This window comes from uncultured Hyphomicrobium sp. (assembly GCF_902826555.1).
Taxonomy (GTDB): domain Bacteria; phylum Pseudomonadota; class Alphaproteobacteria; order Rhizobiales; family Hyphomicrobiaceae; genus Hyphomicrobium_C.
In genome coordinates, this window is record NZ_CADEFI010000006.1 from 69,723 (window position 1) to 83,158 (window position 13,436).

General features: G+C 64.2%; 11 protein-coding genes. 3 read left to right on the forward strand and 8 right to left on the reverse strand.

Translation table 11 applies throughout. From position 1 onward, the window contains the following. Positions 1-8 precede the first annotated feature (8 nt). The 6 genes from QZV93_RS04895 to QZV93_RS04920 form a co-directional block, all read right to left on the reverse strand. Positions 9-1,640, reverse strand: a complete 1,632-nt coding sequence (locus QZV93_RS04895) for an ABC transporter ATP-binding protein (RefSeq protein ID WP_295556457.1) — start codon at positions 1,638-1,640, stop codon at positions 9-11. A gap of 12 nt (positions 1,641-1,652) precedes the next feature. Further along, positions 1,653-2,816: an ABC transporter permease gene (locus QZV93_RS04900; RefSeq protein ID WP_295556516.1), complete on the reverse strand. Its 1,164-nt coding sequence runs from the start codon at positions 2,814-2,816 to the stop codon at positions 1,653-1,655. 79 nt (positions 2,817-2,895) lie between these two features. After that, entirely contained in the window at positions 2,896-4,014 is a 1,119-nt protein-coding gene (locus QZV93_RS04905; RefSeq protein ID WP_295556459.1) for a microcin C ABC transporter permease YejB, read from the reverse strand. Positions 4,015-4,089: 75 nt separating this feature from the next. Further along, positions 4,090-5,925, reverse strand: coding sequence for an extracellular solute-binding protein (locus QZV93_RS04910; protein ID WP_295556460.1), 1,836 nt, complete (start codon positions 5,923-5,925; stop codon positions 4,090-4,092). A gap of 32 nt (positions 5,926-5,957) precedes the next feature. Continuing rightward, positions 5,958-7,946, reverse strand: coding sequence for an extracellular solute-binding protein (locus tag QZV93_RS04915; protein WP_295556462.1), 1,989 nt, complete (start codon positions 7,944-7,946; stop codon positions 5,958-5,960). A 294-nt stretch (positions 7,947-8,240) separates the two neighbouring features. Further along, entirely contained in the window at positions 8,241-8,804 is a 564-nt protein-coding gene (locus QZV93_RS04920; protein WP_295556463.1) for a cytochrome c family protein, read from the reverse strand. A gap of 341 nt (positions 8,805-9,145) precedes the next feature. Between QZV93_RS04920 and QZV93_RS04925 the strand changes: the two genes are divergently transcribed. From QZV93_RS04925 to QZV93_RS04935, 3 genes are all read left to right on the forward strand, one after another. Further along, positions 9,146-9,892 (forward strand): 3-deoxy-manno-octulosonate cytidylyltransferase, encoded by a 747-nt coding sequence (locus QZV93_RS04925; RefSeq protein ID WP_295556465.1) that lies wholly within the window; start codon positions 9,146-9,148, stop codon positions 9,890-9,892. A gap of 99 nt (positions 9,893-9,991) precedes the next feature. Next, positions 9,992-10,891 carry a prephenate dehydratase gene (locus QZV93_RS04930; protein ID WP_295556467.1) on the forward strand — a complete coding sequence of 300 codons (900 nt, stop codon included), beginning with the start codon at positions 9,992-9,994 and terminating at the stop codon, positions 10,889-10,891. 10 nt (positions 10,892-10,901) lie between these two features. Then, a complete protein-coding gene (locus tag QZV93_RS04935; RefSeq protein WP_295556469.1) occupies positions 10,902-11,651 on the forward strand; it encodes a glucose 1-dehydrogenase in 750 nt (249 codons plus the stop codon). Positions 11,652-11,670: 19 nt separating this feature from the next. Here QZV93_RS04935 and QZV93_RS04940 read toward each other — a convergent pair whose 3' ends face one another. Both QZV93_RS04940 and QZV93_RS04945 read right to left on the reverse strand, forming a co-directional pair. Further along, positions 11,671-12,483: an RNA methyltransferase gene (locus QZV93_RS04940; RefSeq protein WP_295556471.1), complete on the reverse strand. Its 813-nt coding sequence runs from the start codon at positions 12,481-12,483 to the stop codon at positions 11,671-11,673. Between the two features lie 10 nt (positions 12,484-12,493). Then, positions 12,494-13,432, reverse strand: a complete 939-nt coding sequence (locus QZV93_RS04945) for an RsmD family RNA methyltransferase (RefSeq protein ID WP_295556472.1) — start codon at positions 13,430-13,432, stop codon at positions 12,494-12,496. Positions 13,433-13,436 lie beyond the last annotated feature (4 nt).

Consider the following 13,436-nt stretch of genomic DNA (forward strand, 5'->3'; position numbering starts at 1 on the left):
CGGGAATTTCACCCGGCGATGGCCGCCCGATGCGTGACCTTGATATCGAAAGCCGCCGCGAGAAGTGCCTTTGTATAGTCGGCCTTTGGCGAATCGAAGATATCGGCGGCCGGTCCTTCCTCGACGACCCGGCCGTTTCGCATGACGATCACATAGTTGCAGAGCGCCCGCACCACCTTGAGGTCGTGGCTGATGAACACGTACGCGAGATCACGCTTGGCCTGCAAGTCTCGCAGGAGGTCGACGATCTGCGCCTGCACGCTCATGTCGAGAGCGCTGGTCGGCTCGTCGAGCACGATGAATTTCGGCTCCAAGGCCATCGCCCGGGCAATCGCGATGCGCTGCCGTTGCCCACCGGAAAATTCGTGCGGATAGCGATCGAGCGCGGATGCGTCGAGACCCACCTCCTTGAGCGCGCGGGCCGCCTGCTCGCGACGCTGCGCCTCGGTCCATTCCGGCTTCTGGATCAGCAGCCCCTCCTCAATGATGCCGAAGATCGAGAGACGAGGAGAGAGGGAGCCGTAGGGATCCTGGAACACCACCTGCATCTCGCGCCGGAGCGGACGCATCTCCTTGGACGACAGTCCATCGATGCGGCGACCCATGTAGACGATCGGCCCTTGCGACGAGATGAGCCGCAGGATGGCAAGCCCAAGCGTCGTCTTGCCGGATCCGGATTCGCCGACCACACCCACCGTCTGCCCGGCGCGGATCTTGACCGAGAGACCGTCCACGGCCTTCACATGGTCCACCGTCTTCTGCAGAAAGCCACGCTTGATCGGAAACCAGACCTTCAGATCCTGCGTCTCGGCGACGACCGGCGCGTCGGCATTGAAGGCCGGCGGATGTCCCTTGGGCTCGGCAGCAAGCAGATGGCGCGTATAGGGATGCTGCGGGGAGTCGAAAAGCGCCTCCGTCGGCTGCTCTTCGACGATCAGCCCATTCTGCATCACGTAGACCCGCTCGGCCATCCGCCGCACGATGCCGAGATCGTGCGTGATCAGCAGCATCGCCATGCCCATCTCGCGCTGAAGATTGCGCAAGAGTTCGAGGATCTGCGCCTGGATCGTCACGTCGAGCGCCGTCGTCGGCTCGTCGGCGATCAAGAGGTCCGGCTCGTTGGCGAGCGCCATGGCGATCATGACGCGTTGGCGCTGCCCACCGGAAAGCTGGTGCGGGAAGGCATCGAGCCGCTTCTCGGGCTCCGGGATGCCGACCTTGGCTAGAAGCTCGAGCACGCGCGTTCGCGCCGCCGCGCCAGTGATGCCGCGGTGCAGTCTCAGGATCTCGCCGACCTGCCGCTCGATCGTGTGTAGCGGATTGAGCGACGTCATCGGCTCCTGGAAGATCATCGAGATCCGCCCGCCGCGGATGCGCTTGAGCTCCGGCTCCGAAGCCGCGAGCAGGTCCTTGCCCTCGAAGAATATCTGCCCCGTCGGATGCGATGCCGCGGGATAAGGCAGCAGACGCAGGATCGAAAGCGCCGACACGGATTTCCCGCTGCCGGACTCGCCGACGAGCGCCACCGTCTCACCTTTGTTGATGCGGAAAGACACGCCCTTGACCGCCGTCGTCGTCCCGCCGTTCGCCCGGAACGCAACGGAGAGGTTCTTGACGTTGACCAGCACCTCTTTCGACATCGCCCGCACTCCTCACGAAAAGGTTTTGCGGGGATCGAGCGCATCGCGAACCCCTTCGAAGATAAAGATCAGCAGCGACAGCATGATCGCGATCGAGAAGAACGCGCTGAGGCCCAGCCACGGAGCGTTGAGATCGCCCTTGCCTTGCAGCAGCAGCTCGCCGAGCGACGGCGAGCCCGGCGGCAAGCCCAATCCGAGGAAGTCGAGCGATGTGAGCGTCGTGATCGACCCGGAGAGCTGGAACGGCATGAAGGTGAGCGTCGCCACCGTGGCATTCGGCAACACGTGCTTCCACATGATCGTTCTGTCCGAAAGTCCCAGCGCCCGCGCCGCGCGCACGTACTCGAAATTGCGCGCGCGCAGGAACTCCGCCCGCACCACGCCGACCAGCGATGTCCACTGGAAGGCGAGCAGCACGAACAACAGCGTCCAGAACCCCGGCACCAGTACCGCGGCGATGATGATCAGCACGTAGAGCGTCGGAATGTTGCCCCAGATCTCGAGGAAGCGCTGCAGGACGAGGTCGATCCAGCCGCCGTAGTATCCCTGCACCGCACCGGCCGCCACGCCGATCACGCTCGACAGCAGCGTCAGGATAAGGCCGAACAGCACCGAGATCCTGAACCCGTAGATCACGCGCGCCAGAACGTCTCGCCCTTGGTTGTCGAGCCCAAGCCAGTTCCAGTTGCCGATCGCCTGATAGCGCGCCATCTGATCCGGCGCCGCCTCGCACAACTTTGCACGCGCCGCCCATTGCGGCGGCGCCGGATAGCCGAGTCCGCCCTGTTGCTTTACGCCGTCCCGCTCCACGAAGCAGCGCCCGTCGGCGTCGACCCGGTTGGGATAATCCTTGTTGATGGTATCGTAGGAATAGCGGATCGGCGGCCAGAGCATCCAGCCGTTGGCCTCGATCTCGTCGATGATGACGGGATCGCGATAATCGGTCACCGCAAGAAAGCCGCCGAACTTCGATTCCGGATAGTCCACCAGCACCGGGAACAGCGTCTCACCCTTGTAGCGCGCGATCAGCGGCCGGTCGTTCGCGATTACCTCCGCGAACAGCGTCAGGAAAAACAGGATCAGAAAGGCGACGAGGCTCCAGTAGCCCCGCCGGTTGTTCTTGAAGTTCGCCCAGCGCCGCTCGTTGATCGGCGAAAGATCGAAGCGCGGCAGCATGCGCTGGAACAGGCCCGGGCGCACGGGATCGACCACCACCTTCTGCTCGACATCGTCTTCGCGCCGCGCGTCCATGGGGCTAGACCTCCCGGCTTTCGAAGTCGATGCGCGGATCGACCAGCGTATAGATGAAATCGGTCACCACGTTCACCACGAGCCCCATCAGTGCGAAGATGTAGAGCGTTGCGAACACCACCGCATAGTCGCGCTTGATGGCGCTCTCGAAGCCGAGCAAGCCCAGGCCGTCGAGCGAGAACACTGTCTCGATGAGCAGCGCGCCGGAGAAGAAAGCGCCGATGAACGCCCCCGGGAATCCGGCGATGATCAACAGCATGGCATTGCGGAAGATGTGTCCATAAAGCACCTCGCGCTCGCCGAGCCCTTTCGATCGCGCCGTAATGACGTACTGCTTGCGGATCTCGTCCAGAAAGCTGTTCTTGGTGAGAAAGGCCATCGTCGTGAAGGCCCCGAGCGACATGGCGATGATGGGCAGCGTCAGGTGCCAGAAATAGTCGATCGTCTTGCCGACGAGCGAAAGCTGCTCCCAGTTGTCGGACGTGAGCCCCCGCGACGGGAACCACTGGAAGAACGAGGAGCCCGCGAACACGATGAGAAGCAACACGGCGATCAGGAAACCCGGCACCGCATAGCCGACGATGAGCACCGTGCTGGTCCAGGTATCGAACGGCTCTCCATCGCGCACGGCCTTGCGGATCCCGAGCGGGATCGAGATGAAGTACGTGATCAGCGTCATCCAGAGTCCGAGCGAAATCGAGACCGGCATCTTCTCCTTGACCAGCTCGATCACCGAAACGTCGCGGAAATAGCTCTTCCCGAAATCGAACATCAGGTAGTTTTTCATCATGAGCAGAAACCGCTCATGAGCCGGCTTGTCGAAGCCGAACTGCTTCTCGAGGCTCTTGATGAACTCGGGATCGAGACCCTGCGCCCCGCGATACTTCGACGTGACGCTGTCGCCGGCACCTTGACCGATCTGGGACTGACTGCCGCCGCCGAGCGTATCGCGCCCGCCGCCGCCCAACCGGTCGGAGATCGACGTATCGCTGCCGGTGAGCTTGGCGATCATCTGCTCCACCGGTCCGCCGGGTGCGAACTGCACGATGACGAAGCTGATCAGCATGATGCCGATCATCGTCGGGATGATGAGAAGCGTTCGTTTTAGGAGATAGGCAGCCATCGTATGATCATATCCCCATTCGCCCGCAGCGCGTCAAACATCGGCTAACGTCTGCGTTGTCTCCTGCTGGGAGGGCTACTTCCGCTCCGCCAGCGCTTTGTCTTTGGCGGCGTCGTACCACCATGTTTCGAGCGCGCCGCGCTCATACTTGGGTTTTACCTCGGGCCACGAGAACTTGTCCCAGAACGCCAGATTGTGAGCGCCTTTGTACCATTGCGGTACCCAGTAGTAGCCGGCCCTCAGCACCCGGTCGGCCGCCCGCGTCGCCGTCTCGAGCTCCGCGCGCGATTTCGCCGCAACGACCTTGTCGATGAGCTGATCGAGCACCGGATCGGCAATCCCGGCCAGATTGAAGCTGCCCTTGGTCTCCGCCGACTGGGAGCTCCAGTAGTTCTTCAGCTCGACACCGGGCGTCAGCCGCAACGCATAACGCTGTGTCGTGAGATCGAAATCGAAGTCCTTGATCCTGCGTTCGTACTGCGCATCATCGACCATGCGGATGGTGGCATCGACACCGATCGCGCGCAGATTTTTGACGTACGGCGCCGCGATCCGTTCAAAGGTCGGGGAATCGATCAGCACTTCGACCGAAAGCGGCTGCCCCGCCGCGTTGCGCACGCCTTCCGGCGTCTGCGTCCATCCGGCATCCGACAGAAGCTTCACCGCTTGCCGCAGTTGCTCGCGGTTATTGCCGCTGCCGTCCGTGACTGGCGGCGACACCGGCTCGCCAAATACGGCCGCCGGCAGCTTGTCGCGGAACGGCTCGAGCAGCTTGAGCTCCTCGGGCGAAGGCGGACCGACGGCCTTGAGATCCGAGTTCTCGAAGTAGCTCGCCGTGCGCGTATAGAGCTTGAAGAAAAGCTTCTGGTTGCTCCACTCGAAATCGAAGGCGAGGCCGAGCGCCTGGCGCACGCGCACGTCCTTGAATTTCTCTCGGCGCGTATTGATGAAGAACCCTTGCGCACCCGAAGGCCGCTCGTCCGGCAGCGTGAGCAGCTTGACGCGCCCATCTTTCACCGGCTTGCGGTCATAGCCCGTTGCCCAGTCTTTGGATGTGAACTCCTCACGGAAATCGATGTTGCCCGCGAGCAGCCCTTCGAGCTCGAGCGGGCGGTCGCGATAATACTCGTAACGCACCTCGTCGAAATTGTACTGACCGACGTTGACGGGCAAATCCTTCGCCCAATAGTCCGACCGCCGGACATAGGTGACGTAGGTCCCGGCCTTGAATGGCCCGACCTTGTAGGGACCCGACCCGAGCGGCGGCTCGAGCGACGTCTTTTCGAAGTCGTGCGCCGTGTAGTAGGCCTTCGACAGGATCGGCAGCGTCGCCACCGCGATCGGAAGATCGCGAACCAGCGTCCCCTGGAACGTGAACCGAACCGTGTGCGGGTCGAGCGCCTCGGCCGATTTCACGTCGCGGATCGGGATAGCGAGCGCAGGATGCCCCTTGGCTTTGATGGTCTCGAGCGAAAAGGCGACATCCTCGGCGGTCAATGGCGACCCGTCGGCGAACTTGGCCTCGGGCCGCATCTTGAACGTCGCCGACATTCCGTCGGGTGCCACGTCTGCCGTCTCCGCCACGAGCCCATAGACCGCGTCCGGCTCGTCGTTGGCGCGCACCATCAGGCTGTCGAAGCAGAGCTCCATGCCCTGCGCCGTGTCGCCCTTGAGGATGAACATGTTGAAGCTGTCGAAGGTCGTGACGCCCCCGGGTCCGATCTGCGAAGCCTTGCCGCCCTTGGGCGCGTCCGGATTGACGTAGTCGAAATGCTTGAAATCCGCGGGATACTTGAGATCGCCGAACACCGACAAGCCGTGCCGCGGCTCGGCGTGGAGCGGCGCCGCTGCAGCGAACCCGAGAGTGAGGAAGAGCGCGAGACCTGCTCGCCCGGAGCCGAAAGCTTTCATCTGCCCCCCACGAGACCGCGCGCCCATCGTCGTCATTTCCTGTGCGCGGAAAGCGCCTGCTCTTTCGCAGGATCGACCCACCACACCTGCGAGAATGCGCTCGTCAGAGACGGTAGCTTCTCGGGCCGGCCGAACATATCCCACGTCGCGAGCCACTCGTAGGGATTGTACCACTGCGGCACCACATAGTGGCCCCACAAGAGAACCCGGTCCAGCGCACGCGTGTGCGCCACCACCTCGTCACGATCCTTGGCCTGCACCAGCTCCTCGATCAGCGCATCGATGACCGGGCTCTTGATACCGATCGTGTTGCGGCTGCCCTCCTGATCGGCAGCAGCCGATCCCCAGTAGTCGCGCTGCTCGTTGCCCGGCGAGTTTGACTGCGGGAAGCTGTCGACGACGATATCGAAATCGAAACTACGCTCCCGCTGCTGGTACTGCGCCGGATCGACGACGCGAATGGTCGCCTGCACGCCGATCTTCGACAGATTCGAGATGTAGTGGGCGACGTGCTTCTGGAAGGCGTCGTCGCCGAGCAGGAATTCGACCGAGAACGGCTCGCCCTTGGCATTGCGCAGTACCGTCTGCGTCTTTGCCGACCCCAGTCCGATCGCACGCCCGACCTTGCAGAACGTGCCGCAGTCGGGATCCGCGACCTCCTCCTGGCGCACCTCCCAACCGGCTTCCTTGAACAGCCTCATCGCCTCGGCAAGGTTCTTGCGCAGATCGTCCCGCGACGCGAACGTCGGGTTCTTCCACTCAGTCGTGAACACTTCCGGCGGAAGATCCTTTTCGTGCTTCTTCAGGATCTCGAGCTCGCGCCCTTGCGGCAGCCCCTTCGCGGCCAGCTCCGAATTGTCGAAATAGCTGGCGACCCGCGTGTACTGTCCGAACAGCACCGATCTGTTGAGATCCTCGAAGTCGAACGCGTAGTTGAAAGCTTGGCGCACGCGCGGATCTTTGAACTTCTCGCGCCGCGTGTTGAACGCGAAGCCCTGCATGCGCGCCACGCCTTGGGTCGGGATGGCTTCCTTCTTCACGAAGCCCTTCTGGATGGCGTCGAAGTTGAACTGCGTCGCCCACGCGCTCGCCATGCGCTCGCGCCACATGTCGGCGCGGCCCGCCTTGAAGTCCTCGAAGGCCGCCGTACGGTCGCGGAAATACTGGAAGCGCATCTCGTCGAAGTTGTACTGCCCGATCATGACAGGCAGATCCTTCGCCCAGTAGTCCTTGACGCGTTCGAGCACGATGCGGCTGCCGGGGCTGAATTCCTTGATCTTGTACGGCCCCGACCCCAGAGGCACTTCGAGCGTGCTCTTGGTCAAGTCGCGCGGCTCGCCGTTCTTTCCGGTCGCCTCCCAATAGTGCTTCGGCAGGATCGGCAGCTGACCGAGAATTTGCGGCAGCTCGCGGTTGCCGGTCTGGTCGAATGTGAAGGTCACCTCGTGGTCACCGGTCTTCTCGGCCTTGACCACGTTCTTGTAGTAGCGGCCGCGCATGGGATCGGCCTTCTTCAGCGCCTCGAGGCTGAAGATCACGTCTTCAGGCGTAATCGGCTTGCCGTCGTGAAAGCGCGCTTCCGGCCTCAACCCGAACTTCGCCCACGCGATGTCCGGAGGATAGGAGACCCACTCGGCCACGAGGCCGTACTCGGTCGACTCTTCGTCGGGGCTTCCGGTCATCAGCGAGTCATAGATCGACGACGATCCCACGGCCGGCACGCCCTGCACCGAGAAGGGATTGAGGGAGTCGAACGTCCCTTCGACGGTGAAGCGCACCACGCCGCCCTTGGGCGCATCCGGATTGACCCAGCCGAAATGCTTGAAGTCCGGTCCGTAGTTCGGCTCTCCGATCAGCGAAAGCGCACGGTGTTTCGGCAGCTCCACCGCAGGAGCCGCGGGCTGCGCGCCGCCGGCATCTTGCGCCATCGCGAAACTGCTTGAGACGACGGCTATGGCCAGAGCGGCAAAGACCGGAAGCAGGAACGTCGTTCGCCGTTCAACCATGTCTCGTACAGCCATCGTCACCTTCATCCCGTGTCAGGAAAGAGCGGCACCACCGGCATCGGCGCGCCGCCGCCGCGAAAGCCCGCCCGCCGCAGAGAGCGAACCCCAGGAAGGTTCAGTTCCTAGCACGCCACGACCCGAATTCGGATTAAAGATCGGCAAGATGGCAGGCGCCAGCGACCCCCGAGGCACCGGGCGGAACCGCCGGAAATCTCGCGAGAAAATGGCCCGTCGGTAGACACGGCGTATCCCATGTCGGAGGGCAGCGGCACGCCCGCCGCAACGAGGAGAGCGCCTATCCGCCTCATCCTAGGGCAGCGGCGGCGGATTGTCCGAGAGCGTATCGATGTAGGCGATGAGATCCGCAAGCTCTCCGGTATCCGAGATGCCCTTGAAAATCATCTTGGTTCCCGGCACGAATTCGGTCGGTTTGTGGATGAAATGCGCGAGATCCTCGAAGGTCCAGGCACCCTTCTTGTTCTTCATCGCCTCCGAGTAGCCGGCGAAGTCGGCGCGCGTGCCACGCTCGCGGCCGATCACGCCCCAAAGGTTGGGGCCGACCTTGCTCGCGGAGGCTTTGTCTGCCGTATGGCAGGTCTGGCAAGCTTTGAAGATGCCTTTGCCATTCTCGGGGTTGGCCCCCTTGAGGGCCGCCACCACCGTCGCGGGATCGAACGCGGCTGGCGCTGCAGCACCCTCCGCCCCTGCAGGAGCCGCAGCCTCGGTCGCGGCCGGAAGCGCATAGCCGTCCTTCACCTCGTGATGGTGATGCCCCTGGCGAGCAAGGTCGATGAACGTCTTCGGCAGGAAGATCACGAGAAGGGCCGCCAGAACACCGCCCGCGATTTTGCTCAGTTCGAAAGAGTCTATCATCTCGTCACCTGCCCCTGCCGCCGCTCATCGATCCCGACATCGAAAGGTCCGTATTAGTTAATGGCAAATATGAAGGTGTCGTTTCAACCCCGATTTGGTCTCGTCCCACCCTCATCAGCCATCCGTCGGCGTTACCGATCGGACGCATCTACAAGACGCTTGCCATGCCTTGCAACCCCGCGCACCCCCGGTCTACAGCTCTTTGCCTATCGCGGGCTGACGCCACGTACCGAATCCGGGCTGAACCGCACCCAGCATACGGAAGCGCGGCTCCCCATCCATAGGGCCAAATGTCCGCTAAACCCGACTTTGCCGGTCGGCGGACCGTCGAGAGACTGAGAATGACGAGAACCCTGATCATCATTCCCGCGCGCATGGCCTCGACCCGCCTGCCGGATAAGCCGTTGGCGGACATCGAGGGCGAGCCGATGATCGTGCGCGTCTGGCGCCAGGCTCATGCCGCCGAGATGGGCCGCGTCGTCGTCGCCGCCGACGCCGAGGAGATCTGTAACGTCGTCCGCGCCGCGGGAGGCGAGGCCTTGATGACGCGTCCGGACCACGCATCGGGATCCGACCGCATCTTCGAGGCGTTGAGTCGTGTCGACCCGGATGCCGAAGCCGAAATCGTCGTCAACGTGCAGGGCGACCTCCCGACAATCGATCCGGCCCTCATCCGCTCCTGCGCCGCGTTGCTGGAGGCCAAGGGTCCGCACATTGCCACGCTTGCCGCCGCGATTACCGAGCCCGAGGAGCGTACCAACCCTAACGTCGTCAAGGTTGTCGGCACGCCGCTCCCGGAGAAAAACCGCCTGCGCGCGCTCTATTTCACGCGGGCCACCGCGCCCCACGGCGATGGCCCCCTTTACCATCACATCGGCCTCTACGCTTACCGGCGCACGGCGCTCGAGCGCTTCATTTCTCTGCCGCCGTCTCACCTCGAAAAACGCGAGCGCCTGGAGCAGCTCCGGGCCCTCGAGGACGGCATGCGCATCGACGTGGCCGTCGTTGACACCGTTCCCCTCGGTGTCGATACTCCGGCCGACCTCAGCCGGGCGCGCCAGCTCGTCAAAAAGGCGCGTCGGGCATGATCTTTCCCACCTTCGACACGTCGCCCGGCAGCGTCGAGGCCTAGGCCCGGTCACGCTGCGCCTGCATACGTTCCTTTCGCTTTTTCGAGCCAGACACCCATGTCCACGAAGCCCCCCGCCGCACGTATCGCCTACCAGGGCGAGCCCGGCGCCAACTCCCACCTCGCCTGCACCGAAGCCTATCCGGACTTCGAGCCTCTGGCCTATCCGACCTTCGAGGACGCACTGGCCGCCGTGAAATCCGGGGACGTTCTCTACGCCATGATCCCCATCGAGAACTCCGTCGCGGGCCGCGTCGCCGACATCCATCACCTGCTGCCCAACGCCAATCTCTACATCGTCGGCGAGCACTTCCTGCGCGTGCGCCATCAGCTCATGGGCCTCAAGGGCACCTCGCTCGCGGCCGTCAAGAAGGTGATGAGCCATACCCAGGCCCTCGGACAATGCCGCAAGACGCTGCGAACGCTGGGTCTGACACCGGTCCCGGAAGCCGATACCGCCGGCTCCGCCCGCCTCGTCGCCGAGCAGAAGGATCCGTCGCTGGCCGCCATTGCCTCGAGACTCGCTGCCGAGATCTACGGGCTTGAAATCCTGCGCTCCGACATCGAGGACGAGCAGCACAACACGACACGCTTCCTCATTCTCGCCAAGGACCCGGACGACGCCGAGCCCGAGGACGGTCCGGTGATCACCACGTTCCTGTTCCGCGTCCGTAACGTGCCGGCCGCGCTTTACAAGGCCCTGGGCGGCTTCGCTACCAACGGCGTCAACATGACGAAGCTCGAAAGCTACCAGCTCGAGGGCAGCTTCAACGCCACCATGTTCCACGCCGATATCGAAGGCCACCCCGCCGAGCGCCTCGTTCAGCTCGCGCTCGAGGAGCTGTCGTTTTTCTCGAGCGAGGTTCGCCTGCTAGGCACCTATCCGGCGAGCCCCTATCGCATCGAGGCGGCGCGCGCCTCCGCGCCACCCATCGACCGGAACGGCAACCAGCGCTGAGGAAGACACCATGAGGCTCGCCGGCAAAGTCGCGATCGTGACCGGAGCGGGCTCTGGCTTCGGCCGCGGCATCGCCGAAGCCTTCGCCGAGGAGGGCGCCAAGCTCGTCGTCGCCGACATCGACGAGCGCCGCGCCAAGGACGTTGCCAAGGAGATCGGCTCGCGCGCCGTCGCCGTGACGGCAGACGTCGCGCGAAGCGCCGACGTGGCATCCATGATCCAAGCCGCCGTGAGCGCGTTCGGCGGCCTCGACATCCTGGTCAACAACGCCGGCATCACCCACAAGAACCAGTCGCTGATGACGGTCTCCGAAGAGGAGTTCGATCGCATCTACGCGGTCAACGTGAAGTCGATTTACCTGACCACGCTCGCCGCCGTGCCGGAGCTTGAGAAGCGCGGCGGCGGCTCGATCATCAACACGGCCTCGACGGCAGGCGTGCGCCCGCGGCCCGGCCTCACCTGGTACAACGGCTCCAAGGGCGCGGTGATCGCGCTCACGAAATCGATGGCCGTGGAGCTGGCCCCGCGCAACATCCGCGTCAACGCCATCAATCCCGTGATCGGCGAGACGGGCCTGCTCGAAGAGTTCATGGGAGTTCCGGATACCGCCGAGAACCGCGCCCGCTTCATCGCCGGCATTCCGCTGGGGCGCATGTCGAAGCCGACCGACATCGCTAACGCGGCCGTCTTCCTCGCCGACCCGGCGTCCGCCTTCGTCACCGGCATCGCCATCGAGGTCGACGGCGGCCGCTGCATCTAAGCAATCACGGTCGCAAGAGCTACAATTTGAGCGCGCCGCCGCGGATCTGGTACAGCGTCAGCGCCGTTGCCACCGCGAGGTTGAGGCTGTCGAGCTTGCCCGCCATCGGGATCTTCACCAGCCGCGAGCACGCCCGCGTCAGGCTGTCTGACAAACCGGGCCCCTCGCTGCCCATGATGAGCAGCACCGGCCCCTTGTACGCCGCACGCCGGAAATCCTCGCGGCCGTCGAGATGCGTGCCCACCACGTCGCCGCGCCAGTCCGCGCGCCAGGCCAGAAACTCTTCCCGCGACGCCTTGATCATGGGCACCGAGAATACCGATCCCATCGTTGCCCGCACCGCCTCTCGCGAATAGGGATCGCACGAGTTGCCGATCAGGATGACGCCCTTGGCGCCGACGGCATCCACCGTGCGGATGATGGTGCCCAGGTTGCCGGGATCGCGCACTTCTTCGAGCGCCAGCCAGCAGTCTTCGCTCGCAGCCTTTTTCGGAAGTCCGGTCCAGCGCTGCTTGAACACCCCCAGCATCGCCTGCGGATTGTCCTTCGAGGAGAGTTTGGACAGCACGTCCTCCGACACCTCGAGCACGTCCGCGCCGCCTTTGAGCGCCCAGCCGACGAGGCTGCGTGCGACCGGGCTCTCGGCTGAGCCTGCCTGATAGACGAGGCTCGTCGGCACGAAGCCCGCATCCCGGGCCGTCACGAGGATCGACGCACCTTCGACCACGAACAGACCCGTCTCGCGGCGCTCCTTGCGCATGTCGAGCGCCCGGATCGCCTTGATGCGATCGTTGGTGAGGCTCGTGATAAGGCGCGGCGCAGGTCCACTCATGACGGCACGCTCATGACGACCACCGCACGAACAGCGAGGTCGGCACGGCTGCGCCGCCACCCTCCGCCGAGAGCGCCAGCTCGCCCGCCGTGAGCCGCCCGCCGCGTCCCGCGAGCACGTCTGCCGCAAGCTGCTCGAAGGCCAGCGCGGATGCGCGGATGGCATAAACCGTAAGAACCAGCGCCGAGGTCTCGGCCGCGAGAAGCAGCGCTGCGTTCCTCATCAACCCCGGCAATCCCTGGAACAGGTCCCAGACCTCGCCCTCGGGGCCACGCCCGAACTTCGGCGGATCGATCAGGATGGCGTGGTAGGTTTTGCCCCGCCGCACCTCGCGCGCGACGAACTTGGCGGCGTCGTCCAGTATCCAGCGGATCGGCGCGTCCGCGAGCCCCGACGCAGCCTGGTTCTCCTTGGCCCACTGGATCGCCTTTTTCGACGCATCAACGTGCGTCACCTCCGCTCCGGCTTTGGCCGCCAGGAGCGACGCTGCCCCCGTGTACGCAAAGAGGTTGAGCACGCGCGGGCGCTCACCCTCGACCCGCCCGATCTGCTCCAGCATCCAGTCCCAGTGCGGCCCCTGTTCGGGAAACAGGCCCACATGCCAGAGTCCCTGCAATCGGCAACTCACGGTCACGTCGCCGACCGCAACCGGCCACCGCTCGGGCACCGGCTTGTCGAGCCGCCACTTTCCCTTCTCTTCGTCGTCCGCCGACGCCGAGAACACGCCATGCGCTTTGGCCCACACGTCTGCCCCGCGCTGCCGGCTCCAAAGCGCCTGTGGTTCGGGGCGATCGACGACGATGCCGCCGAAACGTTCGAGCTTGCGGCCGTCGCCGCTGTCGATCAGCGCGTAGCCCTTGGGACCCTCCGTGCGGATCACGTCGAGGCGCCCGCTGCGCTCGAGCGCACGCGTCCGCCGTTCGGCCGTATGTCCGTCGCTCTTCACCACGTCC